This window comes from Dactylosporangium sp. NPDC000555, from assembly GCF_040300025.1.
Lineage (GTDB): Bacteria > Actinomycetota > Actinomycetes > Mycobacteriales > Micromonosporaceae > Dactylosporangium.
Genome location: NZ_JBEPDB010000006.1, coordinates 96,068 through 120,320, shown reverse-complemented (window position 1 = coordinate 120,320; position 24,253 = coordinate 96,068). Strand labels below are relative to the sequence as shown.

Here is a 24,253-nt window from a genome sequence, read left to right as displayed (position 1 = left end):
GCCGCCGCGCTGCTGCGATAGTTGAACGCGTGCCGGACCTTCCCGATGACCAGGAGATCGACGCACTCGCGGCCCTGGCGGACACGCGGCGCCGGGCGGTGTACGAGCACGTGGCCGCGGCCGCCGGCGCGCTGAGCCGCGACCAGGTGGCCGAGGCCCTCGGCATCGGGCGCAACCTCGCCGCGCACCACCTCGACCGCCTCGCCGAGGCCGGGCTGCTGGACGTGTCGTTCGCGCGGCTGAGTGGCCGGGCCGGGCCGGGCGCCGGGCGGCCCTCCAAGCTCTACCGGCGCTCCGCCGCCGAGCACGCGGTCAGCCTGCCGCCGCGCGGGTACCGGGCCCTGGCCGAGGTCTTCGCCGACGCGGTCGAGGAAGCCGGCGTGGAGCCGGCCTTGTACGCCGCCGCCCGGCGGCACGGGGCGCGGCTCGCCGGCGGGCCCGCGGAGGAGACGCTGCGGCGGCTCGGGTACGAGCCGTACGCGGACGGGGACGTGTGGCGGCTGCGCAACTGCCCGTTCGACGGGGTGGCTCGGACGCATCCCGGGGCCGTGTGCGGCGCCAACCTCGCGTTGCTGGAGGGGGCCCTCGGCGGCGGGGTGCGGATCGATCCGGGACCTGGCGGGTGCTGCGTGGTGGTGGATCGAGGCACGCGGGTTACAAAAATCAATGGAGATTTGTTTTAGGCTGCCGGCATGACCGCACATCTCGCGCAGCTCAACATCGCCGCGCCCGTGGGCCCGAGGGAAGACCCCAGGATGGCCGGGTTCTACGCCGAGCTCGACCGGATCAACGCGATCGCGGACGGCTGGCCCGGCTTCGTGTGGCGGCTCGTCGACGACGACGGGGCGGACGCGACCTCGCTGCAGCCGTTCGGCGGCGACATCATGGTGAACATGTCGGTGTGGCAGAGCCTGGAGGCATTGCGCGAGTTCACGTTCCGCAGCGGGCACCTCGACATCCTGCGACGGCGGCGGGAGTGGTTCCGTCCGTTCGGCGACGCTTCCATGGTCGTCTGGTGGGTGCCGGAGGGGCACGTGCCGACGCTGGTGGAGGCGGAGGAGCGGCTTGACCTGCTGCGTCGTGAGGGTCCGACGCCGCGGGCCTTCACATTCCGGGATCCGTTCCCGGCTTCCTGAGGCAGGATCCGCCCCGCAAATTGTCGGCCCCGGTCGGTACCCTCGACAGCATGTCCGCCAATACTGACCGCCGCGTAGCCCTGCTCACCCTGGGCTGTGCCCGTAACGAGGTGGACTCCGAGGAGCTCGCCGCCCGCCTGGCCGACGGCGGCTGGTCGGTGACGACGGACGGCACCGACGCCGACGTCGTGCTGGTCAACACCTGCGGCTTCGTGACCAAGGCCAAGCAGGACTCGATCGACACCCTGCTGGCCGCGGCCGACACCGGCGCGAAGGTGGTCGCCACCGGCTGCCTCGCTGAGCGCTACGGCGAACAGCTGGCCGGCGAGCTGCCCGAGGCGCACGCGGTGCTCGGCTTCGATCACTACCCCGACATGGCCGCCCGCCTCGACGCGATCCTCGCCGGCGAGACGATCCCGTCGCACGCGCCCCGCGACCGGCGCACCCTGCTGCCGATCACCCCGGTCGAGCGCCGCGCCGTCGAGGTGGTCACCCCCGGGCACCTCCCCGCCCACCTGCAACGCGTGCTGCGGCGGCGGCTGGACAACGGCCCGGTCGCGCCCCTGAAGCTCGCCAGCGGCTGCGACCGGCGATGCACCTTCTGCGCGATCCCGTCCTTCCGCGGCGCGTTCGTCTCCCGCACCCCGGACGAGGTGCTCGCCGAGGCCGAGTGGCTCGGCGCCAACGGTGTGCGAGAGCTCGTCCTCGTCAGTGAGAACTCGACCTCCTACGGCAAGGACCTCGGCGACCCTCGCCTGCTGGAGAAGCTCCTGCCCCAGCTGGCCGCCACGCCGGGCATCGTGCGCGTGCGGGTCTCCTATCTGCAGCCCGCCGAGACCCGCCCCGGCCTCGTCGAGGCGATCGCCACCACGCCGGGCGTCGCGCCGTATTTCGACCTGTCCTTCCAGCACTCCAGCGAGCCCGTGCTGCGCCGGATGCGCCGCTTCGGCTCCACCGAGCGCTTCCTGGAGCTGCTCGCCTCGGTCCGCAAGCTCGACCCCGAGGCCGGCGTGCGCAGCAACGTCATCGTCGGCTTCCCCGGCGAGACCCCCGAGGACGTCGACGAGCTCGCGAGGTTCCTGACCGAGGCTCGCCTCGACGCGATCGGCGTCTTCGACTACAGCGACGAGGACGGCACCGAGGCCGCGAGCCTGCCGGGCAAGGTCGACGCCGGCACGATCAAGAAGCGGTATGACTGGATGGGCGCCCTCGCCGAGGAGCTCTGCGCGCAGCGGGCCGGCGACCGGGTCGGCTCGATGCTCGACGTGCTAGTCGACACCGTCGAGCACCACGCCGACGGCGTCGACGTCGAGGGCCGGGGTGCCCACCAGGCCCCCGAGGTCGACGGCTCCACCACCCTCGTGCCCGGCGGCGCGATCGACCCGGCCACGCTGCGCCCGGGCGACCTCGTGCGCGCCAAGGTCACCGACAGCGTCGGCGTCGACCTGGTCGCGACACCGATCGAGATGCTCAGTCCGGCGTCGACATGAGCGCGGTGAAGCCCGTTCCCCTGCTCAACGCGGCCAACATCCTCACGGTCGCGCGGATGGTGCTCGTGCCGGTCTTCGTGGTGTGCGTGGTCGCCAGCCGGATGACCCACGACGCCTGGCAGCTGGCGGCCGGCCTGACCTTCATCGTGGCCTCCGCCACCGACTACGTCGACGGCTGGATCGCCCGCGCGCACAACCTCGTCACGTCGTTCGGCAAGGTCGCCGACCCGATCGCGGATAAGGCCCTCACCGGCGCCGCCCTCGTGCTGCTGTCGTTCTACGACCGCCTGCCCTGGTGGGTGACCGCACTCATTCTGGTCCGCGAGTGGGGCGTGACCGCGCTGCGCTTCTGGGTGATCCGCCACGGCGTCATCCCGGCCAGCCGCGGCGGCAAGGTCAAGACCGCCCTGCAGATCGTCGCGATCGGCTGGTATCTCACGCCACTGCCCCCCGGCCTCGCCGCAGTCGGCCCCTGGATCATGTTCGCTGCCGTCGTTGTGACGGTCGTCACCGGTCTGGACTACGTCGCCCGCGCGGTGCGCCTCCGCCGCGCACCGCTGACGGCGGCCGGCGCCTCGTCTCCGATGCCTCTTGTGCCTCCTGGCGTCTCGCTCTCGGCGCCTCCCGGTGCTACGCCTGAGGGGCCTCGCGGCGCCTCGCGATCGGCGTCCCCCGAGGCCTCGGCCGCGGTCCCGCAGGCGGATGAGCCGGTCGCTTGAGCGCCCGGCCTCGATGCGGTCGCCCGGCCAGTGCGCGTGGGGGCAACCCGCGGGCGTGTGTGTGAGGCGGGCAAGGTCTCGTTGGCGCGCTGAAGGTGAGGGAGTGGCGGTCCGCGGTGCGGGCATGTGGGGCGCGTGCGGTGCGGGGAGCGTGGGCGTGAGGGGATAGGTGTGGCGGGGTACCGCGTGTGCGGGTGAGGCCTGCGGGTGTGGGGGGCTGGGCGTGTAGGTGCTGTGTGTGCGGGTGAGGTCTGCGGTGCGGGCGGTGTGGAGGGCTTTGGGCGCGCGGTGACGGCCGGTGGGTGTGAGGGGAGTGGCGTGGCGGGCTCGGTCACGCGGCGTGTCCACGGGGTGTGAGGCCGCGGTGCGGGTGGGGTGGGCGGTGTGGGTTTGGGCGGCCTCGCGGCCTGTGCGGTGCGGGGAGAGGTGGCAGGCTGTCCCGGACGTAGACGCCTGGCACTCGGTGGGGCGACCTCGCCTTCTCCGGTTTTCCGCTGCCCCTGGCAGGTGAATCGGAAACTTCGGTTATGTCCGATTATGGGAGTAGCGAAGGAGGGATTCGGTGGGTGAGGAAAGGGCGGGCGCGATCCTCGATGCCCTGCAGCGGCGCGGGGAGACGCTGGCCGTCGCCGAGTCGTTGACGGGCGGGCTGCTCGCGGCGGCCTTCGTAGAGGTGCCGGGGGCGAGCCGGGTGTTCCGGGGCGGGATCGTGGCGTACGCAACAGAGTTGAAGGCGAAGCTCCTCGGCGTGCCCCCTCCGTTGCTCGCCTCGCACGGGCCCGTCGACGCGGCCGTCGCCGCGGCGCTCGCCGCGGGGGCCCGCGAGCGGTGTGGCGCCGACTGGGCCGCGGCCACGACCGGGGTCGCCGGACCGGACCCACAGGCAGGTCAACCGGTCGGGCGGGTGTACGTCGCGGTCGTCGGGCCGGCGCCGGCCCACGGCGAACCGGAACGCGTCGAGGTGCGTGAATTCACACTTCCGGGCGATCGCACGGACATCCGGGCGGGGACTGTGGCGGCAGCCGTCGGACTGCTCGCGGAGACACTCGATGTCTCATGACGGCGGGGCAGGGTGTCGATCCGCGCCACACCAGGTACCGTGACGAGTACCAGTTTTCGCGGTCTTGCCAGCTGCGTCAGAGGGGGTGCCGCCGTGCTGCTTCGTCGGGTGATCGGTGATGCGCTGCGAGCGCGACGGCAGGCCCAGCATCGGACGCTGCGTGAGGTCTCCACCGCGGCCAATGTGAGCCTCGGATACCTGTCGGAGATCGAGCGCGGTCAGAAGGAGGCGTCCAGCGAGCTGCTGGCCGCGATCTGCGAGGCCCTCGGCGCCGCGCTGTCCGAGGTGCTGCGTGACGTGAGCGACTCGCTCGCCCTGTCCGAGGATCTGTCGCCGGTGCTCGTGCCGGTCGGCGGCCCCGGCGGGGCGCCGGACAACGCCCGCAACGGCGCGAAGACGGCCGGAGTGCCGGCGCCCGCCGTGCCCGTGCCGGCCGCGGCGCCCGCGACGTCGGGCGAGCCCGTGCCAGCGGCGGCGGCGAGCGGATCGGCGGAGGCGCCGCAGGCCCGCCTGGTGCGGGGCGCCGCGAAGTCGAAGGTCTCCGCCGACGCGAAGCTGTCGGTGGCGGTCCACCACGACGGGCCGCTCCGGACCACCCTGCGCGCCACCCGCGGCCCGGTCGACCGCGAGCGCGACGTCGTCTACGCCGCCTGACGTCCCGCGCCGGCCGGCCGCACGGTAGCCGGCCGAGTTGGACCAGGCCGTGCAACGATTCGGCTGCGATCCGGTGCTGTGCGGCGAGCTGGCCTGAAGAGGGTGTGAAAGGCCGCAAAACGCCGTAAAGCCGACCGTGTAGAGCCGGTCATCGAGCCGAACGCACGCAGCGCGGCCGAGCCCTGCGAGCCGGCGGCGGGCGTGCCTTGATCGTCGATTCGACGCGACCTGCGACACTGGTGCCGCGCCCGTCGGAGGCGCCAGTGAAAGCAGCAGCGCGGAGGCGAGCGACCCGTGAGCTACCCGGCACCCAACCGGCGGCGCAATCCCCTTCCGATCATCATCGCGGCGGTCATCGGCGTGCTCGCGATCTGCGGGGTGTATGTCGTCCTGGCCAACCGTGGCGACGACAACGGCGGCGGCAAGAAGGCCGCAACGCCGCGCCGCGAGGGGTGCATCGCGCTGAACGTCTCGGCGTCGAGCGAGAAGGCCGCGCTGATGACGGAGCTCGCCAAGAGCTACGTCCAGTCGGACCGTCGCTTCGACGGCAAGTGCGCCGACCCGATCGTGCAGACCAAGGCCTCCGGCGCGGCGCTCGACGCACTGGCCGCCGGGTGGGACGTCGGGCGCGAGGGGCCGCAGCCGGCAGTGTGGACGCCGGCGTCCGCGTCCTGGGTGTCGCTGCTCAAGCAGCGGCTGGCCAGCGGCGACAAGGGCGCGCTGGTCCCCGACGGCAAGCTGCCGATAATCGCGCAGTCGCCGCTGGTGCTCGCGATGCCCAAGCCGATGGCCGAGGCGCTGGGCTGGCCCGACAAGCCGATCGGCTGGAGCGACGTGCTCGGGCTGACGACCGACCCGAACGGATGGGGCTCGAAGGGTCACCCGGAGTGGGGGAGGTTCCGGCTCGGCAAGACCAACCCGCACTTCTCCACGTCGGGGCTCAACGCGACGGTCGGCGCGTACTTCGCCGCCACCGGGCGCTCGACCGACCTGACGGACAAGGATCTCGCCGACCCCAAGGTGCTGCAGTACGTCAAGTCCGTCGAGTCGAGCGTCGTGCACTACGGCGACATCTCGCTGACGTTCCTGTCCAACCTGGCCGCCGCCGACCAGGCCGGACGGGGGCTCAACTACATCAGCGCGGTCGCGATCGAAGAGAAGTCGGTGTACGACTACAACACCGGCAACCCGACCGGCGACCCGGCGCTCGCGGGCAAGGGGCCCAAGCCGCGTGTACCGCTGGTCGCGGTGTACCCCAAGGAGGGCACCCTGCTGAGCGACCACCCGTACGTGGTGCTCAGCAACGCCAGCGACGAGCAGAAGGCGGCCGCCGCCGACTTCCTCGCCTACGTGCGCGACGCGCCGCAGCAGAAGCGCTTCACCGACGTGGCGTTCCGCACGTACGACGGCAAGGCGGGCGCCGGGCTGACCCGGGAGAACGGGCTCTTGCCGGACGCGAAGTACACGGTGATCGACCCGCCGTCGCCGCAGGTGCTGGAGAAGGCCCTGACATCGTGGGACGAGCAGCGCAAGCGGGCCAAGGTGCTGCTGGTGCTCGACGTGTCCGGGTCGATGAACACCGACGCCGGCAACGGGCAGTCGCGCATCGCGCTGGCGAAGAAGGCCGCGTTGCAGTCGCTGGCGCTGTTCGCGGCGGACGACGAGGTCGGGCTGTGGACGTTCTCGACCGAGATCGGGGGGGCCAGCGCGCCGTACACCGAACAGGTCCCGGTCGGACCGCTGAGCAGCAACCGGGCGCGGCTGGAGCAGATGATCAACTCGCTGAGCGCGGAGGGCGGCACGGCGCTGTACGCCACCACGCGGGCTGCGCAGCGCAAGATGGCCGACCTCGCCGACCCGAGCCGGATCAACGCCGTCGTGGTGCTCACCGACGGCAAGAACGAGTACCCGAAGGACAGCGACCTCGACAGCCTCGTGCGCGACATCGACACGTCGGACAAGGAGATCCCGGTGCGCGTGTTCACGATCGCGTACGGCGGGCAGGCCGACCTCGGGGTACTGCAGCGGATTTCCGCGGCGTCGCGGGCCGCGGCCTACGACGCGAGCGACCCGACGACCATCGACAAGGTCCTCGTCAACGTCCTGAGCAACTTCTGATACCGCAGCGGAGAAGGCACACTTACGGGCGTGGGCGTCAAGGAGCAGCTGACCGAGCCGTGGGGTCTCGTCGCGGCCGGGGTCCTGGGGGGTATGGGCGGGGCGGTCGCGGCCGCCCTCGCCCCGGCGGGCCTGGTGGTCGGCGTGCCGGTCGGGCTGGCGGTCGCCGGGACGGTGTACGGCGTCAGGGTCGGCCTCGGCGCCCTCGCCGATCGCGGCTCCTCACCCCGAGGGGTGACCGCGGCGCCCTCGCCGAGCCTGCCCGCCCCGCCCCGCGGCAGCGACGCGGAGCGCTGGCTGCGCCGGGCCGAAGCGGCGGTACGCACGCTGCGCCGGCAGTCCGAGGGCACCGCCGATCCGGTGCTGCGCGGCCAGATCGGCGAGGTCGACGACCAGGCCGCCGGCGCGCTGGCCGACCTGGCCCGCTTCGCCGGGCAGGTGACGCTCATCGAACAGACCGCGTCGGGCATCAACACGCAGCGGCTGCGCCAGGACCACAACCAGATCCGGCGCGGCCTGTCCGACCTGCCGGCCGGGCCGCTGCGCGACGAGCGCGAGCGGGCGCTGCGCGCGGTGACCGACCAACTCGACGTCGGCAAGCGGCTCCAGGAGGCCCGAGGATTGCTCCTTGCTCGCATGCAGTCCGCCGTACTGGGCATGGAAGGATTGGTGGCGCGGATGGCGGAGCTGGTCGCCCTGCACGCGACCACGGTCGGCGGCACGCCGTTGACGGCGTCGAAGGTGGCGGAGCTCACCAACGATCTTGAGGGACTGCGTGCCGGCCTGGCCGAGGCCGAGCGGCTGTCGCGGTCCGCGCTGTCGGGCGGGGAAGTGCCGGGCACGCAGCCCTGACTTCTCCCTGAGTTGTGTCCGTATTAACCGGGTTTAGCGCTAATTTCCCGGCCGCTGCCTTCGGGGCGGGCGTGACGCTGTAGCGCGAGCCTGACACCATGGAAGCCTGCACGTCCGTGTGCTGGCCGAGAGAGGACCGCGAGATGGCGAATCCGTTCGCTAAGGGCTGGAAGTACCTCATGGCGCTGTTTGGTGCCAAGATCGACGAGTACGCCGATCCGAAGGTGCAGATCCAGCAGGCGATCGAGGACGCGCAGCGTCAACACCAGGCGCTGGTGCAGCAGGCCGCGGCCGTGATCGGCAACCAGCGCCAGCTTGAGATGCGGCTGTCCAGGCAGATGTCCGAGGTCGAGAAGCTGCAGGGGTCGGCTCGGCAGGCGCTCGTGCTCGCCGACAAGGCCCGCGCCGAGGGCGATGAGGCCAAGGCCACGCAGTACGAGCAGACCGCGCAGGTGTTCGCCACGCAGCTGGTCGCCGCCGAGCAGGGCATGGAGGACCTCAAGACCCTCCACGACCAGTCGCTCAACGCGGCCGCCCAGGCGCGCAAGGCGGTCGAGAACAACGCCATGATGCTCCAGCAGAAGCTCGCCGAGCGCACCAAGCTGCTCAGCCAGCTGGAGCAGGCGAAGATGCAGGAGACCGTCGCCAAGTCGCTGGAGTCGATGAGCGGCCTCGCCGCCCCGGGCAACACCCCGTCGCTGGACGAGGTCCGGGAGAAGATCGAGCGGCGGTATGCCAACGCCATGGGCCGCGCCGAGCTCGCCTCCAACTCCGTCGAGGGGCGGATGCTCGAGGTGCAGCGCTCGACCCTCGACATGGCCGGCAGCTCCCGCCTCGACCAGATCCGCGCGAGCATGGCCGGCGACAAGCTCGCCGCGGCGCCCGAGACGCCCGCCGTGGCCTCGACCGGGCCCAAGGACGCCAGCGTGGCGCGCCTGGACGAGATCCGGGCGAGCTTGAAGGACAAGCAGGCGGGGGACTCGGCCAGCGCCGGCTGAGCCGACACGAGGTACGACCCGGGGGGCGGTCATGGCCAGCGATCGGACCAAGCACCTGAAGCGACTGCGGAGGCTGCACCGCTCCGCGCGGGGCTGGTCGGTGCGGGCCGGGCTGCTCACCGGCGCCACCGCCGTCCTTGTGCCGTACAGCGGCCTCGGCCTGGCCGACGCGTTCTGGGCGGCCGCGGCCGGCGGTTCCATCGCCATCGCCGTCTGGCGGTGGATCGACTACCGGGCCTTCCGGGCTTTGCCGGTGCCGCCCGAGCCCGACCCCGCCCTGGCCGGCGCGATGGCCCGCGACAAGCTCGTTGGCCTGGTGCAGCGGCTGCCCGCGGGACGCACCGCGGTCGCCGAGTTCGACCGGCAGCGCGAGGCGTTCAAGCTGCGCGGCCTGACCGTCGCCGAGCCGTGGCGGCGCCTGGACCGCGCCTCGGGGATGCTCAGCGGCCTGGTCGGCCGGCTCGGCCCGGCCGCGGAGTCCGCGGTCCTCGACGCCGCCGTCGCCGAGCGCCAGTTGCGCGACCTCGTCCAGCGCTGCGCGTCCGTCGAGCGTGCGATGCGCCTCGGCCCGGCCGGCGAGGGTCTGCGCCCGGCCCACCGGGCGATCAGCGAGCAGCTGGAGCAGGGCGTGACCGCATACGAGCAGTTCGTGACCGCGGCGGCCGGCTGCGTGGCCGAGGACAGCACCGCGGTGGGCAGCCTCACGGACGCGACCGCGTTCCTGCGCGGCGTCGCCGAGGGTCTGGCCGACCTGCGCACCCCGCAGGCGACACCGCGGCCGCAGACCGCCTGACCAACCGGCGGCGTGCCCCGTGGTGAGCGCGCCGTCACCGTCGCGGTTTCGGCCCAATCTGGCACTGAACCGAAATCGGGCATAAATCGGAAAAGTCCGGAAGTTGGCCCGTTCGAGGGTGAAGCCGGGCGGTTCGCGTGTCCGGGAGCGAGTGGTGCCGGCCGGACGTGGCCCAGCGCTCGAGCGCGGCTCCGGGCGGTTCGCGCGTCCAGGAGCGGGTGGTGCCGGCGGGGCGTGGCCCGGCTCTCGAGCGCGGCTCCGGGCGATTTGTGCGTCCGGGGGCGGGTGGTGCCGGCGGGGCGTGGCCCGGCTCTCGAGCGCGGCTCCGGGCGGTTCGCGCGTCCAGGAGCGGGTGGTGACGGCCGGGGGCCCGGCCTGGACCGCGGCTCCGGGCGGTTCGCGTGTCGAGGTGTGGGTGACGCCAGCCGGAACGTTGCCCTGCTCGATGGTGGGGCGATGCGGTTTTACTCGCTCGGGAGCAGGTAGCGCCAACTGGCGCGGACGACGGCGCCGTCGGGCATGCGATACGCCGGCCAGGCGCCCCGCTGGTCGAGGTCCCGGGTCAGCATCCGGACCGCCACGCGCGCCGCGTCGCCGTCCAGGTCGGCCTTGCGCAGGCCCTCGCGGTCGGTGGTGGGCAGCGACACGTCCGCCGGCCACGCCGTCATCAAGGCGGAGGCGCTCGGGTCGGCGGCGATGGGGCCGATGCCCGGCGAGCCGGCCGTGCCGTCCAGCACCGGCACCGCGACGACCCGCACGCGCGTGGCCAGGTAGGGCTGCGCGGTCGCCGACACCGTCTTGTGCACGGCGGCGAGGCGGTCGCGGGCGACGTAGAGGACGTCGGCGTACAGGTGATCGGCCTTGACCTCGTCGAGCCCCTCGGCGGTGAACGTCAGCGGCCCGGAGGGTGACCACACCGACACCTTCGTCACCGGCGCGTCGACGATCGTCGGCGTGACCGCCGGCTTCTTCTGCGCGCCGGTCGAACGCAGGTCGTCGGCCAGCGCGACGGTGAGGGCGCGCAGCTGGTCGGGGTCGAGGCGGGACCGGTATGTCGCGTCCGCGATCGCGTCACCGTCGCCGTAGATGGCCAGGCGGGGCGGGCGCAGGGCCGCGATGCCGGCCGCGCTCAGGCCGCCGGTCAGCTCCCAGACGGCGACCGGGGCGTCACCAGGCGGGTTGAACGACGGGGTGGGCGTCGACGTGGCACCGGGCGGGCTGTCGCACGCCGACAACGTGGCCGTCGCCAGGACGGCGGCGAGCAGGCCGCGACGGGTCAGCCGGAGGTCCACCGGCTCGCCACCCCACGCGCGGCCGCGGACCCTGTGCTGCGCATCGCCCCTCCCCATGAGACGTGGCCAACCATGCCCCATTACGCCCAGCACAGTATCGCGTTCCCGCCAGCCGTCCTCGCGTGGTCGGGCGGGATAACACGACCTGAAATTTGCGGTCAGCCCGGCGGCGGGAGCGCGCCGGGCTGGCAGTGCGGGCACCAGTACGTGATGCGCTCATGGTCGCCGCCCGTCCATCGCCGCAGCGTCGTGCGGCACCTGCGGCATGGCTGGCCGGCGCGCTCGAAGACCCAGGTGGTCTCGCTGCGGCGCAGCGAGCCCGTCGTCGCCTGGGTCCACCGGCCGCGGTTGGAGTTGAGCAGCGCGTGCGCCTTCTCCACGAGTGCGGTCAGGTCCGCGACCTGCCCGACGGGCGTCCAGGGTGACACGCCGCGCAGGAACAGCGTCTCGGCCTTGTACAAGTTGCCGATGCCGGCCAGGTTGCGCTGGTCGATCAGGGCGTCGGCGATCCACCGCCCGGGCCGGGCGAGCAGCCGCCGGACCGCCTCGGCGGCGTCCCAGTCCGGGCCCATGAGGTCCGGCCCGAGGTGCCCGACCAGCCGCTCCTCGTCGCGGGTCGGCACGATCTCGAGCTCGTGCAGGTGGTAGCCGACGGCGACCGCGTCCGCGGTGTGCAGCGCGACGCGGATCAGGTGCGCCGGGCGGCCCGACCAGCGCTCTCCGGGCGCGTACGTGCGCCACACGCCGTCCATGCGCAGGTGCGAGTGCAGGGTGAGCGGCTCGCGGCCCTCCCGGGTCAGGCGCAGCAGCAGGTGCTTGCCGCGGCAGGCGGACTCGGCGGCGGTCCAGCCGGACAGGTCGGCCGTGGCCAGCCGCGGGACGCGGAAGTCGCTGCGCTCGACGACCCGGCCCGCGATCGCCTCGCCGAGCGCGCGGGCGGTGTTCCAGACGGTGTCGCCCTCCGGCACCGAGCCCCTCCGATCCGTGACGCAGTCGCTGGTCATGACCTGACCGTCACTCTACGAGTTCGCCCGCGGTGCGCCGGCTTCCTCACATGTGCGGCGGTGCGGACTACGCCTCGGCCGCCGGGGCCACCGAGTAGCGCTGCAGGTGCCCTCGGGCCTCGAGCGCGGCCACGACCGAGTCCGCGTCGGAGCGGGACTCGAGCCGCGCGACCTCGTACCGCTCGCCGTCGTCGCCCTGCCGCAGCACCACCCACAGCCCGGCCTCGGCCCGTGCGCGGACCTTGCGGGCGTCCTTCCCGGCCTGCCGCAGATGGTCGGCGGCCTGCTGCTCGGCCGTGCGCAGGATCTCCTCGACGCGCGTGCCGAGCCCGGACGGCGTGGACCGCGAGCGCTCGTCGGGCTCGAGGTCGGCGTCGCCGTCGGGCTCAGGCCGGCTGGCGGCGAACATCACCATGCCGACGACGGTCGCGGCCACGCCGGCCCACAGCGCCGTCTCCTGCGCCCTGGAAGAGGCGAGCTGCGAGCCGGCGAACAGCCCGACGCCGAGCCCGATCGTGAGCATTGACCAACGCCTCAACATGTCGCCTAGAGGCTAGCGGACCCAAGCCAGCTGCATGATCCCGTCGCCCTCGGCCAGCGTCGATGTCCGCCCCGTCGGCCGGTAGCCCGCCTTCTCGTACAGCCGCCGCGCCCGCGCGTTGTCCGTGCGCGTCCACAGCGTGGTCCGCGCCCAGCCCTCGTGGAGCGCGGCGAGGGTACCCGGCCGCGGGCCTCGTTCGCCGCCCGCCACACGTCGAGCGCCGCCTCCAGGTCGGCCTGGGCGGCCCGGCGTACCACCAGCGTCATGCCGACACTGTGTCAGCCCGTCGTCAGCACCTGGCGGGCCACCGGCGTCAACCGCTGGCAGTGCGCCGGCGGCGGCCAGGTCACGCTGCGCAGCTCGTCGTCGTAGGACATCCAGTAGTGGCCGCTGCCGTCGTGGTCGAAGTAGGCGTGCGACTCGTACGCCACCCGGCCCGCCGGGTCGTCGATCCACGCGTGCGGGTGCATCTGCCCCCACGAGGGCGGTCCCATCGGTATGTACCCGCTGACCAGGATCGCCCGCCGGTCCCCGTTCGCCCGGATCGCGTCGACGGCCTCCTGCGCGGCCCGCTCCCAGATCAGCGCGCCCGCGCGCCCGTCGGCGGCCAGCCGGGTCGGCTCGTTGAGCAGCCCGAGCCCGATGACGGACGGGTCGTCGGTGGCGCGGCTCATCCGCCGCCAGAAGTCCGCGAGCGCCGTCGTGGGCAGCTCGGCGTCGCCCAGTCGCAGCATGCGCGGCGGCCCCTCGTCGCCGCCCCCGAGCGCGTAGTCGCCGTAGTTGTGCAGATCGATGATCACCGACAGGTCCGCCTGCCGCGCGTGCTCGAGCGCCTGGCGCACCCGGCCCAGCTCCGCCGCGTCGAGCGGCCCGAACGGCCGCGGCTGCAGCCGCTCCCAGTTCACCGCCAGGCGCACGAGCCGCACGCCGCGCCCGGCGACGAACGCGTAGCTCGACGGGGTCTCGTACGTGTAGTCCTGGCCGTAGCGCCCCGGATTGCCGGTGCCGAAGCCGCCGTTGGCGTCCGAGCTGCCGAACGACCCCGCGGCGAGGTTCACGCCACGCAGATATCCGGGTGTACTCCCATGTCGCTCGACGATCCGCGCCTGCGGCCCGGCGACGTCGACCTGCAGCCCCTGCGCGACCGGCCGGTACACGGCCATCGGGTAGTTGGCCGGCCACGCCCCGGCCGCCCACGCCGTGACGGGCAGCCCGATCGCGTCGGCGGCCTCGTACCAGGCCTCGGCGACGCCGCTCCACTGCGCCGCGTCCTTGTCCGACGGCCACCCGATCTCGCCGATGAACCCGGTGGCGTGGTTCCGTCGCAGCCAGGCGGAGAAGTTGGCGAGCCCGGCCACGGCCCGAGCCTGCACGTCGTCGGTCACGCACAGGACGCGCTCCGGCCGCGGATTCTCCAGCGGTACGGCGATCGCCGCCACCAGCAGCAACAGCACCGCCGCCACCGCCGGACCCTTGCGCAGGACCAGCGGCACCGGAGGCTCCCGGCGGCGCCCGGGACCCCTGGAAACCCGTGGCGGCACCGTTGCCGGCGCCGTTGGTATGTCCGCGTCGTCGGAGGTCGTTTCCGGCGGGCCGGTATCGTCTGTGTCGTCGGCGCCGTCCGATATATCCGGAATATCCGGTGTCTCGGTGTCGGTCGACGCCGTGTCCGGCTCGCGCTCGTCTACCGAGACCGCGTCAGGCTGCGGTTCGTCACGGTTCGAGGCCGCGTCGGGATGAGGTTCGTCGCGTTGGGAGCCGCCGGGCGGCGGTCGGTGTTCTGAGTCCTCGCCCGGCGGCCTCTTCCGCAGCACCACCCCGGGCCTCTGCCCGGATTTTTCGTGATTTACCAGCCTCGGCGGTGATCAGGACGGCGGACCCGCTACGGCAGCAGCGGCGCGACCTCCGCCGCGATCAGCTCCAGGTGCTCCAGGTCACGCATGTCGAGCACCTGCAGGAACGCCCGGGACGCGCCCGCCTTCACGAAGTCGAGCAACTGCTCGGCGATGCGCTCGGGCGTGCCGTACAGCTGCCCGCCCCGCTCCCGCGGGCCGTTCGGGTCGAGCCCGACCGACTCGGCGCGGCGGCGGACCTCCGCCTCGGTGCTGCCGCACACGATCGTCTGGGTGCACGAGAACACGATCGGCGCCCGGCCGTCGCGGCCCTCGCGCTCGATCGCCTCGACGACCCGCTGGTACTGCGCGTCGGTGTCGGCGAGGGACGAGAACGGCACGTTGAACTCGTCGCCGTACCGCGCGGCCAGCCGCGGCGTGCGCTTCGGCCCCTTGCCCCCGATGATCACCGGCGGTCCGGGCTGCTGGACCGGCTTGGGCAGCGCCGGCGAGTCGACGATGTCGTAGTAGCGCCCCTCGAAGCTGTACGTCGAGCCGGCCGGCGTCGACCACAGCCCCGTCAGGATCTCCAGCTGCTCGGCCAGCCGGTCGAACCGCTCGCCCACCGGCGGGAACGGGATGCCGTACGCGGTGTGCTCCCGCTCGTACCACCCGGCGCCGAGCCCGATCTCGACGCGCCCGCCGCTCATCGCGTCGACCTGCGCGACGGCGATCGCGAGCGGCCCCGGGTACCGGAACGTCGCCGACGTCACGAGGGTGCCCAGCCGGATCGTCGACGTCTCGCGCGCCAGGGCGCCGAGCGTCACCCACGAGTCGGTCGGCCCGGGCATTCCCTCACCGAGCGTGGTCACATAGTGGTCGGAACGGAAGAACCCCTCGAATCCGAGCTGCTCGACCCGCTGTGCGATGGCAAGCTGGTCTTCGTACGTCGCGCCCAGTTGGGGCTCGGTGAACACGCAAAGCCGCATGAGACCCGACACTATCGTGATGACGCCGAGCACCATCTCGTTCACCACCGACTACGGCCTGTCCGACGGCTTCGTCGCGGCGTGTCACGGCACGATCGCGCGCCTGGCACCCCGGGCCCGGATCATCGACGTCACCCACCTGGTCCCGCCGGGGGACGTCCGCCGCGGCGCCGCCGTCCTCGCGCAGACGGTGCGGTCGCTGCCACTCTCGGTACACCTGGCGGTCGTCGACCCCGGCGTGGGCACGGCCCGGCGCCCGATCGCGATCGCCGCGGGGGACGGCGGCTTCCTGGTCGGCCCCGACAACGGCCTGCTGGTCCCGGCCGCCGAGGCGCTGGGCGGCATCGCGGCCGCGGTGCATCTCACCAACCGCGAGTGGTTCGCCCCGGAGGTCTCCGCGACCTTCCACGGCCGCGACATCTTCGCTCCGGTCGCGGCGCGCCTGTGCTCGGGCGCGGCGCTGCCTGACGCCGGCGAGGAGATCGACGACCTGGTGATGCTGCCGGCGCCCCTTGTCGAGCGGGTCCCGGGCGGCCTCGTGGCCGAGGTCCTGACCGTCGACCATTTCGGCAACGTCCAGCTGGCGGCCACGCCCGGCCTGCTGCCCGACGCCCCGCGCGAGCTCACGGTGAACGGCACCCCCGCGACCTGCGCGAACACGTTCGGCGACGCGCCCGCGGGCGCCCTGGTGGTGTTCGCCGACTCGGCCGGCCACCTGGCCCTGGCCGTGAACGGCGGCGACGCGGCCGCCCGCCTGTCGCTGGCCCCCGGCGACCGGGTGACCATCACCTCCTGATCTCAGCCAGCCGCCCGCAGCGGCGCGGGCCGTCCGATCCGCTCGGCCGCGGCGGCGCGGGTCGGATCGATCGGCTCAGCCGCGCAGGCGCAGGCCGCGCGGGGTGCTGCGGAAGCCGGCGCTCGCCAGGGCGTCGCGCAGGGGCGAGTGCAGGATCGACTCGCCGTCGGCACGCTCGACGGACAGGACGCCCAGCGCGCCGCCGTGGACGGAGTCGGCGAGGGCCTTGGCGGCGAGGGCGAGCAGGTCCGGGTCGTCGGCGTAGGACAGCAGGGTGCGGCCGCCGCGTTCGACATACAGGGTCAGGCCGCCACCGACGGTGACGACCAGGGCCCCGGCCTTGCGGCCCGCGCGGTGCCCGGCGCGTTCGCCGTCGCCGGCGTCGACGACGCGCTCCGGCCAGGGCAGGGCCGCGCCATACGGATTGGCGGGGTCCGTCGCGGCCAGCACCAGCGCGTCGCGGTGCTCGGTGCCGCCGCGGAGGCGGTCGACGGCGCCCGGCAGCGCGAACTGCGCCGCGCCGAGGCCCTCGACGAAGTATCCGCGCCGGGCCGCGCCGCGCTCCTCCATCGCGGCGAGCACCGGATAGACGCCGGCGAACGCGCCCGGCAGGTCCTCGGACATGACCGCGCCGCGGGTGACGACGCCGTGCCGCTCGAGCAGGAGCTCGGCGTTGGCGGTGGCGCGCCGGGTCGGGTCGAGGTCGCGCTCGGGCAGCAGATACCACCGGCCGGCCGCCTGCGGGGGCCCGGTGCGGGCCACGGCGAGCGACATGCGCCCGAGCGACGCGCCGCCCGGGCGCCGATACCGCGACCGCGGCGCCGACGGCCTTGACCGGTGCGCCCCGCCGCCGCTGAGCTTGGCCCGCAGCGGCGCGATGGTGTCGTTGGACAGCCGGCCGGCCCAGACGAGGTCCCACAGGGCGGCGATGAGCTCCTCCTCGGGCGCGTGGATGAGCTCGGCGATGCCCCTGAAGAACATCGCCTGCCCGCCGGCGAGGGCGTCGAGCACCGCCTCGTGCAGGGGCCCGCCCACGTCGGAGGGCGGCGGCAGAAGCAGTGGCGCGGCATCGGCGAAGGCCAGGCTGACCCAGCCGTCGTGCTCGCCGATCGCGCCGGTGCCCGCCCACACCACATCGCCCGAGGCGGTGAGCTCGTCGAGATGCGCAGCGCTGTAGTCGGCGACCCGCGCGGGCAGGATAAGCCGCTCCAGCGCCGAGGCGGGCATGGCGACGCCCTGCAGCTGCTCGATCGCGGACGCGACGGCCTCGACCCCGCGAGCGCGGGAGGCGCCGATGTGGTGCCACTGCGGCAGGAACCGGGCCAGCGCCCGGGGCGGCACGGGCTCGATCTCGCGGCGCAGCGCGGCGAGCGAACGGCGGCGCAGCAGGCGCAGGATCTCCGCATCGCACCACTCGGTGCCCGCGCCGCCGGGGGAGAACTCGCCGGAGACGACGGAGGGCAGCCGCCGCAACGCCTGCTCGAGCACGAACACGCCGAGCCCGAACCGGGCCGCGGCTGTCGCGGCGGTGAACGGCCCGTGGGTGCGCGCGTGCCGGCTCACGAGGTCGCCGAGCGGGTCGGCGACCGGCTCGAGATAGGCGGTGGGCAGCCCGACGGGCAGCGCCACGCCGAGGGCGTCGCGATATCGCCCGGCGTCCTCGACGGGGATCCAGCGGGATTCGCCGGCGACGCGAACCTGGATCGCGCGCCGCTGCGCGGCCAGCTCGCCGGCCCACGCCGGGTCGGCGCCGCGCGCGGTGAGCTCGGCGTCGGAGAGGTCGCCCAGGACGCGCAGCATCTCCGCCACGTCCTCGGGGTCGCGCGGGGTGCGCCGCGGGCCGAGCCACTGCAGGCCCTGCTCGGTCTCGGCGACCACCGCCGGGTCGAGCAGCTCGCGCAGCTCCACCCGGCCCAGCAGCTCGGCCAGCAGGGTCGGGTCGAGCGCGAGGGCGGCGGCCCGCCGCTCGGCCAGCGGCGCGTCGCCCTCGTAGAGGAACGCCCCCACGTATCCGAACAGCAGCGACCGCGCGAACGGCGACGGCCGCTGGGTCTCGACCTCGACCAGGCGCAGCCGCCGCCCGGCGATGTCGCGCATCACCTCGACGAGGCCGGCCACGTCGAACACGTCCTGCAGGCACTCGCGGGCCGCCTCGAGCGTGATCGGGAAGTCCGCATACTCCCGGGCCACGTCCAGCAGCTGCGCGGAGCGCTGCCGCTGCTGCCACAGGGGCTGGCGGCGGCGCGGGTCGCGGCGCGGCAGCAGCAGCGCCCGGGCCGCGCACTCGCGGAACCGGGCGGCGAACATCGCCGACGTGCCGACCGTCTCCTCCACGATCCCGGCGATCTCGTCGGGGTCGAACGCGACCAGCTCGGCGCCGGGCGGCTCGTCGGCCACGTCGGGCAGCCGGACCACGATGCCGTCGTCGCTGGGCATGACCTGGGCGTCCACGCCGTATCGCTCGACCAGCCGCCGGGCGATGGCCAGCGCCCACGGCGCGTTGACCCGGGCGCCGAGGACGCAGTGCACGGTCATGCGCCAGTCGCCGAGCTCGTCGCGGAACCGCTCGACCAGCACCGTGCGGTCGTCCGGCAGGTGCCGGGTCGCCTCGCGCTGCTCACGCAGATAGGCCAGCAGGTTGTCGGCGGCCCAGTCGTCGAGCCCGCCGGTGCGCAGGTGCGCCCGGGCCGCCTCGTTGCCGGACTTCACGAACCCGCGCAGCCGCGCGCCGATCGCCCGGCCCAGCTCGACCGGCCGGCCCGGCGAGTCGCCCTTCCAGAACGGCATCTTCGCCGCGGCGCCCGGCGCGGGGGAGACCAGCACCCGATCGGGCGTGATGTCCTCGATCCGCCACGATGTCGAGCCGAGCAGGAACACATCGCCGACCCGCGACTCGTAGACCATCTCCTCGTCGAGCTCGCCGACCCGCGCCGCCTTCTCGGCGCCGGCCAGGAACACCCCGAACAGGCCCCGGTCGGGGATCGTGCCGCCGCTGGTGACCGCGAGGCGCTGCGCGCCCGGCCGGGCGGTGAGCACATCGTCGGCGCGGTCCCAGACCAGGCGCGGGCGCAGCTCCGCGAAGGCCGTCGACGGATAGCGCCCGGCCAGCATGTCGAGCACCGCGAACAGCGCCGAGTCGGGCAGGTCGGCGAAGACCGCGGCCCGGCGGACGAGCGCGGCGAGGTCGTCGACCTGCCACGGCTCCATCGACACCATCGCCACGACCTGCTGGGCCAGCACGTCGAGCGGGTTGCGCGGGTAGCGCAGCTCCTCGATGCCGCCCTCCACCATGCGCTCCGCCACGACGGCGCAGGAGACCAGGTCGCCGCGGTGCTTGGGGAACACCACACCCCGTGAGACCGCGCCGACCTGGTGCCCGGCCCGGCCGACCCGCTGCAGTCCGGCCGCGACGCTCGGCGGCGCCTCGATCTGCACCACCAGGTCGACCGAGCCCATGTCGATGCCGAGCTCCAGGCTCGACGTGGCGACCACGGCCGGCAGCTGCCCGGACTTGAGCGCCTCCTCGATGTGCTTGCGCTCCTCGCGCGAGACGCTGCCGTGGTGCGCGCGGGCCACCACGGGCGGGGCGCCGTTGGCGGTGCCCGCCTGGGCCATCATCTCGGCCGGCGTGCGCGCCGACTCCGGTGGCGCCACCCCGGCCCGGGCTCCGGCCAGCTCGTTGATCCGCGCGCAGAGCCGCTCGGCGCCGCGCCGCGAGTTGGTGAAAACGATCGTGGACCGGTGCCCCTCGATGAGGTCGAGCACCCGCTCCTCGACCGCCGGCCAGATGGACGCCTGCCGGGGCGCCCCGTCGTCGTCCTCCCCGGGCGCAGCCTCCCCGAGCGCCGTCATGTCCTCGACCGGAACCTGAACCTCGACCTCGATCGTCTTCGCGCTGGGCGGCTGGACGATCTCCACCGGGGCCGACCCGCCGAGGAACCGCGCGGTCTCGTCGATCGGCCGCACCGTCGCCGACAGCCCGATGCGCTGCGCGGGCCGCTCCAGCAGCGCGTCGAGCCGCTCCAGGGACAGCGCGAGATGGGCGCCGCGCTTCGTCGAGCAGACCGCGTGCACCTCGTCGACGATGACCGTCTCCACACCGCGCAGCGCCTCCCGAGCCTGCGAGGTCAGCAGCAGATACAGCGACTCGGGCGTGGTGATCAGGATGTCCGGCGGGGTGCGGGCGAACGCGCGGCGCTCGTCGGCCGGCGTGTCGCCGGTGCGCATGCCGACCCGGATGTCGGGTGGAGCCTGGCCCAGCCGTGCGGCGGCCTGCCGGATGCCGGCGAGCGGGGCGCGCAGGTTGCGCTCCACGTCGACGGCGAGGGCCTTGAGCGGGCTCACGTAGAGCACCCGGCAGCGCCGCGCGGCGTCGGCCGGCGGGTGCGCGGCCAACTGGTCGAGTGACCAGAGGAACGCGGCCAGGGTCTTGCCGGAGCCGGTCGGCGCCACGACCAGCGCGTGCCGCCCGGCACTGATCGCCCGCCACGCGCCCGCCTGCGCCCTGGTCGGCGCCGCGAAGGCAGCGCGGAACCACTCGCGCGTCGCCGCCGCGAAACCCTCCAGCTCTGCCATGCCCACCATCCTGCCCCGGGGGTACGACAATTCCTCGAGGCGGTGGCGATTTGCCCGAATTGAACCGATTGGCTAGTGTGTGCCAATCTCGCCGGGGAACCCGGCGCCCACCCCTGACGCGACTTGCCTGGCCGGGCAGCGAAGGGTCCCCCGTCGGCCTCGGCGGGGGACCCCCATGCGGGTCAGGACAGGCTGGCCGTCGCCAGTTTCACGCTGAACGCCACGAACGCGCCCCCGACCAGCGTCGTCAGCCCGGCCGCCAGCCGCCGCCGGGCCCGGAACTGCCCGGCCAGGAACCGCCCGCCGAAGATCAGCAGCGTGAGGTACAGCGCGCTGAGCACCTCCGCGATGGTGCCGAGCACCAGGAAGCTGACGGCCGGGTGCGGATACGCCGGGTCCACGAACTGGATGAAGAACGAGACGAAGAACAGGATCGCCTTCGGGTTGAGCAGGCTGATCACCAGCGCCCGCCGGAACGGCCGGTCCGCCGGCGTCGGCTGCTCCAGCGCGGGCGCCTCGGCCGACCGCCGTCGCCGCAGCGTGCCGACGACCAGCCGGACGCCGAGGTACGCCAGATATCCGGCGCCCAGGTACTTCACGATCCCGAACAGCCACGGATAGGCGTGCAGCAGCGAGGCCACGCCGCCCGCCGACAGCGTCATCAGCACCGCGTCGCCGAGCCAGACGCCCGCCGCGCCCCGATAGCCGTCGCGCACCCCGCGCCGGGCGGCGACGGTCAGCACGTACAGCGAGTTCGGCCCGGGCAGCAGCACGATCGCCGCCGTGCCGAGCACGTACGTCAGGGGGTTGGTGACACCGAGCACGAAACGCCTCCCGCTTCCAGCGCCGCGGCCAGCCGGTCCCGTGCGGCGGGCCATTCGTCGGCGATCATGGAGTACAGCACGGTATCGCGCTGGCTCCCATCCGCGCGTCGCCGGTGGGCCCGGAGGATCCCCTCGCGCTGCGCGCCGAGCCGCTCGATCGCCCGCTGCGAGCGCTCGTTGCGCACGTCAGTGTGCCACTCCACGCGCAGCGCACCCAGTGTGTCGAAGGCGTGGCGCAGCAGCATCAGCTTCGACTCGGTGTTGACGCCGGTGCGCCACCAGGGCCGGCCGACCATCGTGTACCCGATCACGACCGAGCGGCTGACCGCGTTCGGCGCGTAGTACGACGTGCTGCCGATGAGGCGCCCGGTCGCCGGCTCCCGCTGCACGAACGGCACGCGGTCGGGGTCGGCCAGGGCCGCCGCCACGAGCGCCGCCATCCCGGCCACGGACGCGGGCCGCGGGGAGGTCAGGTGGGTCCACACCGCCGCGTCGTCGAGCGCCTCGAACAGCTCGGGGGCGTGCGCGTGATCGAGCGGCTCGAGCGTGACGTGCCGGCCGCGCAGCGTCGCGGGACTGTGCCAGGCGTCCCGCTCCGGCCTCAGATAGTCCGGCAGTCGTACCGCGAGTGCCTCCGCGGGCACCGGAAGTCCGCGGGTGAGCCGCAGCGGTACGACACCGGCCCAATGCGGCAGGTCCGCGTCCTGTGCGTCGTCCTGCGGCTCGCCGGCCCGCACCTTCGTCGAGACCTCCCGCAGGGGCACGGCCAGCAGCGCGGTCTGGGCCAGCTCCTTGCGGTCCGGCGGGCGGCTGTCGGCGGTCCGGCCCGGCGCCACCTTGTCGACCAGCGCGGCGAACGCGTTCGCCCGCTCCGTCTCGTCCTCGACCAGCCGCGCGGTGCCGTGCACGATCACGGACCGGTAGTTGGCGCTGTGGTTGAACTGCGAGCGGGCCAGCACCAGCCCGTCGATGACCGTGACCGCGACGCAGACCGGCAGGCCGCCGTCGCGGGCCGCCAGCAGGGGCCGGCTGCCGGTGGAGCCGTGCAGGTAGAGCGTGTCGCCGACCCGGGCGTGCAGGGTCGGCAGCACCCGTGGCTCACCGCCGGCGACGTAGCCGAGGTGACACACGTACGCCTCGTCGAGCACGGCGTGGGCGAGCTCGACATCGTAGGAGGCCCGTTCGGGCATGCGCCGCGGGGTGTTCCGCGCCGTCTGCTGGTACGTCTCCACGTGGGTTCCTTTGTACTAGTACAAAATGAGAACTGTGGCAGTACAATATCAGCCGCGCCCCGACCAGCCACAACCGAAAATGTCAGACCCTCCCGCTACCGTCACCATCGATCGGGCACCGTGCGCGAATACGGGGGCGTGCGGTGCCGCAAGCGTCCGGGGTAATCGACGCGCACCCGCGGCGGCCCATCAACTGTTGAAAGGGGGATAGGCGGCACCGCCGAAGGAGCCCGGCCACGCACCGGCCGGTTCCGGGCCGCGCCGCACGCTCGTTCAAGGAGGAAGAGAGCTTGCGCCCCGACAGCCCTACGAGCACCACCAGCCCCACCCCGCCGCTCCACGCCACGCCGTCCCCCTTCGCCCCCGCACCCGCCGCCCCCGGCCCGGCCGCTGCCGCGTCGCCGGCCCTCGCTGCCGTGTCGACGGCGCTCGCTGCCGCGTCCGCAGTCTCCGTCCTCGCCGCCCCGGAGCCGGCCGCTTCGGCGTCGCCCGCGGCGTCCGTCGCCGCGATCGTGCGTATCGCCGCGCCGTCCTCACCGGTGGCGGCTGCCGGGCGGCGGGCGGGGGTTGCCGCGGTCGTCGCCGCGGTGCTTGCCGCCGTGCTGCTCGCGGGGTGTGGGGGAGCGGCGGAGCGGGGCGGGGCCACCTCGGCGGCGGCCTCGGGCGATCCGGCCGGGAAGGCGGGGAAGGAGGCGCTCGTCGCGGCGGTGAAGGCGCTCGGGGCCGGCAGCTACGCGTACACGATGAGGATCGACGAAGGGACCGTCACCGGGGTCGTGGACCCGGGCGGGAAGCGGCAGGCCCGACTCGAGTCGGTCGCCTCGGGGGTGGGGTTCACGCTCGAAGGTGTCGTGCTCGGCGGCGGGGAGCGGTACTTCCGCACGAGCATTCCGGCGGCCGGGGTCAGCGCGAAGAAGTGGTACCGGTTCGACCGGACCAAGGTCACCAAGACGGGGATCATCGGGCTGTTCGAGACCAGCGATCCCACCAGCAGCCGGGATCTCGTCACACGGGTGGGGGCGGTGACGCTGGACGGGGCGCGCATCAGCGGGACATACGACCTCACCCACGGCGGGGATCTCGGGATCGCCGACCGTGCCGCCGTCGTCGCGCTCGGCGAGCGGGCCAAGGTGGCGCCGTTCGTGGTGGAGCTGGACGCGCAGGGGCGGCTGGCGAAGGTCAGGATCACGGTGCCGGCATACGGGTCGGTGGCGGAGCGCACGCTCGCCGTCGACTACACGGACCAGGGGCGGCCGGTGCAGGTCACGGTGCCGAAGGCGGGGGAGGTCGCGCCGGCCACGGCCGCTGTGTACAACCTGTTGAACAACTGAACTTCGGCTTTCGGCGC

The 24,253-nt window shown here is 73.7% G+C and carries 20 protein-coding genes and 1 pseudogene; 12 read left to right on the top strand and 9 right to left on the bottom strand.

Annotation, left to right across the window (positions count from 1 at the left end; genetic code table 11):
• Nucleotides 1-29: 29 nt before the first annotated feature.
• From ABT297_RS06735 to pspM, 10 genes and pseudogenes are all read left to right on the top strand, one after another.
• Nucleotides 30-683, top strand: coding sequence for a helix-turn-helix transcriptional regulator (locus tag ABT297_RS06735; protein ID WP_350545484.1), 654 nt, complete (start codon nt 30-32; stop codon nt 681-683).
• A gap of 9 nt (nt 684-692) precedes the next feature.
• Nucleotides 693-1,136 (top strand): DUF3291 domain-containing protein, encoded by a 444-nt coding sequence (locus ABT297_RS06730; RefSeq protein ID WP_350545482.1) that lies wholly within the window; start codon nt 693-695, stop codon nt 1,134-1,136.
• Between the two features lie 50 nt (nt 1,137-1,186).
• A complete protein-coding gene (gene rimO, locus ABT297_RS06725) occupies nt 1,187-2,626 on the top strand; it encodes a 30S ribosomal protein S12 methylthiotransferase RimO (protein ID WP_350545479.1) in 1,440 nt (479 codons plus the stop codon).
• A pseudogene (pgsA, locus tag ABT297_RS06720) lies at nt 2,623-3,177 on the top strand (CDP-diacylglycerol--glycerol-3-phosphate 3-phosphatidyltransferase); the annotation flags it as partial. The gene rimO and the pseudogene pgsA, both read left to right, overlap by 4 nt.
• Nucleotides 3,178-3,907: 730 nt before the next feature.
• Nucleotides 3,908-4,405, top strand: coding sequence for a CinA family protein (locus ABT297_RS06715; RefSeq protein WP_350545478.1), 498 nt, complete (start codon nt 3,908-3,910; stop codon nt 4,403-4,405).
• A 93-nt stretch (nt 4,406-4,498) separates the two neighbouring features.
• Nucleotides 4,499-5,059 (top strand): helix-turn-helix domain-containing protein, encoded by a 561-nt coding sequence (locus ABT297_RS06710; protein ID WP_350545477.1) that lies wholly within the window; start codon nt 4,499-4,501, stop codon nt 5,057-5,059.
• 294 nt (nt 5,060-5,353) lie between these two features.
• On the top strand, nt 5,354-7,177 hold the full coding sequence (locus ABT297_RS06705; protein WP_350545475.1) for an extracellular solute-binding protein: 1,824 nt from the start codon (nt 5,354-5,356) through the stop codon (nt 7,175-7,177).
• Nucleotides 7,178-7,207: 30 nt separating this feature from the next.
• Nucleotides 7,208-8,029 carry a hypothetical protein gene (locus ABT297_RS06700; protein ID WP_350545474.1) on the top strand — a complete coding sequence of 274 codons (822 nt, stop codon included), beginning with the start codon at nt 7,208-7,210 and terminating at the stop codon, nt 8,027-8,029.
• A 143-nt stretch (nt 8,030-8,172) separates the two neighbouring features.
• The gene (locus tag ABT297_RS06695) at nt 8,173-9,027 is read left to right on the top strand and encodes a PspA/IM30 family protein (protein ID WP_350545472.1); all 855 of its coding nucleotides are present in this window, start codon (nt 8,173-8,175) and stop codon (nt 9,025-9,027) included.
• Between the two features lie 31 nt (nt 9,028-9,058).
• On the top strand, nt 9,059-9,820 hold the full coding sequence (pspM, locus tag ABT297_RS06690) for a phage shock envelope stress response protein PspM (RefSeq protein WP_350545469.1): 762 nt from the start codon (nt 9,059-9,061) through the stop codon (nt 9,818-9,820).
• A 464-nt stretch (nt 9,821-10,284) separates the two neighbouring features.
• On the opposite strand, the gene ABT297_RS06685 is transcribed toward pspM, so the two are convergent.
• From ABT297_RS06685 to ABT297_RS06660, 6 genes are all read right to left on the bottom strand, one after another.
• Complete coding sequence (locus ABT297_RS06685) at nt 10,285-11,112, bottom strand: hypothetical protein (protein WP_350545467.1); 828 nt, start codon at nt 11,110-11,112, stop codon at nt 10,285-10,287.
• Between the two features lie 158 nt (nt 11,113-11,270).
• Nucleotides 11,271-12,080: a DNA-formamidopyrimidine glycosylase family protein gene (locus ABT297_RS06680; RefSeq protein WP_350545572.1), complete on the bottom strand. Its 810-nt coding sequence runs from the start codon at nt 12,078-12,080 to the stop codon at nt 11,271-11,273.
• Nucleotides 12,081-12,183: 103 nt separating this feature from the next.
• Nucleotides 12,184-12,639 carry a hypothetical protein gene (locus ABT297_RS06675; RefSeq protein ID WP_350545466.1) on the bottom strand — a complete coding sequence of 152 codons (456 nt, stop codon included), beginning with the start codon at nt 12,637-12,639 and terminating at the stop codon, nt 12,184-12,186.
• A gap of 30 nt (nt 12,640-12,669) precedes the next feature.
• Nucleotides 12,670-12,867, bottom strand: coding sequence for an N-acetyltransferase (locus ABT297_RS06670; RefSeq protein ID WP_350545463.1), 198 nt, complete (start codon nt 12,865-12,867; stop codon nt 12,670-12,672).
• A 68-nt stretch (nt 12,868-12,935) separates the two neighbouring features.
• Nucleotides 12,936-14,150 (bottom strand): glycoside hydrolase family 5 protein, encoded by a 1,215-nt coding sequence (locus ABT297_RS06665; protein WP_350545461.1) that lies wholly within the window; start codon nt 14,148-14,150, stop codon nt 12,936-12,938.
• 389 nt (nt 14,151-14,539) lie between these two features.
• The gene (locus tag ABT297_RS06660; RefSeq protein WP_350545459.1) at nt 14,540-15,478 is read right to left on the bottom strand and encodes an LLM class F420-dependent oxidoreductase; all 939 of its coding nucleotides are present in this window, start codon (nt 15,476-15,478) and stop codon (nt 14,540-14,542) included.
• Between the two features lie 19 nt (nt 15,479-15,497).
• Here ABT297_RS06660 and ABT297_RS06655 point away from each other — a divergent pair, with 19 nt between their 5' ends.
• Nucleotides 15,498-16,274, top strand: a complete 777-nt coding sequence (locus ABT297_RS06655; protein ID WP_350545457.1) for an SAM hydrolase/SAM-dependent halogenase family protein — start codon at nt 15,498-15,500, stop codon at nt 16,272-16,274.
• Nucleotides 16,275-16,349: 75 nt separating this feature from the next.
• Here ABT297_RS06655 and ABT297_RS06650 read toward each other — a convergent pair whose 3' ends face one another.
• The 3 genes from ABT297_RS06650 to ABT297_RS06640 all read right to left on the bottom strand — a co-directional run bounded on the left by ABT297_RS06650 (nt 16,350) and on the right by ABT297_RS06640 (nt 22,863).
• On the bottom strand, nt 16,350-20,858 hold the full coding sequence (locus tag ABT297_RS06650) for an ATP-dependent helicase (RefSeq protein WP_502885509.1): 4,509 nt from the start codon (nt 20,856-20,858) through the stop codon (nt 16,350-16,352).
• Between the two features lie 173 nt (nt 20,859-21,031).
• The gene (gene leuE, locus ABT297_RS06645) at nt 21,032-21,673 is read right to left on the bottom strand and encodes a leucine efflux protein LeuE (RefSeq protein ID WP_502885508.1); all 642 of its coding nucleotides are present in this window, start codon (nt 21,671-21,673) and stop codon (nt 21,032-21,034) included.
• Nucleotides 21,649-22,863, bottom strand: a complete 1,215-nt coding sequence (locus tag ABT297_RS06640) for a bifunctional pyridoxamine 5'-phosphate oxidase family protein/GNAT family N-acetyltransferase (RefSeq protein ID WP_350545569.1) — start codon at nt 22,861-22,863, stop codon at nt 21,649-21,651. Before ABT297_RS06640 ends, leuE begins: the two co-directional genes overlap by 25 nt.
• A gap of 332 nt (nt 22,864-23,195) precedes the next feature.
• Between ABT297_RS06640 and ABT297_RS06635 the strand changes: the two genes are divergently transcribed.
• On the top strand, nt 23,196-24,236 hold the full coding sequence (locus ABT297_RS06635) for a hypothetical protein (protein WP_350545450.1): 1,041 nt from the start codon (nt 23,196-23,198) through the stop codon (nt 24,234-24,236).
• Nucleotides 24,237-24,253 lie beyond the last annotated feature (17 nt).

What these genes read in the sequence shown, in the direction of transcription:
- ABT297_RS06730 (WP_350545482.1), top strand. Translation starts at nt 693, where the DNA reads ATGACCGCACATCTCGCGCAGCTCAACATCGCCGCGCCCGTGGGCCCG.
- rimO (WP_350545479.1), top strand. Translation starts at nt 1,187, where the DNA reads ATGTCCGCCAATACTGACCGCCGCGTAGCCCTGCTCACCCTGGGCTGT.
- ABT297_RS06695 (WP_350545472.1), top strand. Translation starts at nt 8,173, where the DNA reads ATGGCGAATCCGTTCGCTAAGGGCTGGAAGTACCTCATGGCGCTGTTT.
- pspM (WP_350545469.1), top strand. Translation starts at nt 9,059, where the DNA reads ATGGCCAGCGATCGGACCAAGCACCTGAAGCGACTGCGGAGGCTGCAC.
- ABT297_RS06675 (WP_350545466.1), bottom strand. Translation starts at nt 12,639, where the DNA reads ATGCTCACGATCGGGCTCGGCGTCGGGCTGTTCGCCGGCTCGCAGCTC.
- ABT297_RS06660 (WP_350545459.1), bottom strand. Translation starts at nt 15,478, where the DNA reads ATGCGGCTTTGCGTGTTCACCGAGCCCCAACTGGGCGCGACGTACGAA.
- ABT297_RS06655 (WP_350545457.1), top strand. Translation starts at nt 15,498, where the DNA reads ATGACGCCGAGCACCATCTCGTTCACCACCGACTACGGCCTGTCCGAC.
- ABT297_RS06650 (WP_502885509.1), bottom strand. Translation starts at nt 20,858, where the DNA reads ATGGTGGGCATGGCAGAGCTGGAGGGTTTCGCGGCGGCGACGCGCGAG.
- ABT297_RS06640 (WP_350545569.1), bottom strand. Translation starts at nt 22,863, where the DNA reads ATGCCCGAACGGGCCTCCTACGATGTCGAGCTCGCCCACGCCGTGCTC.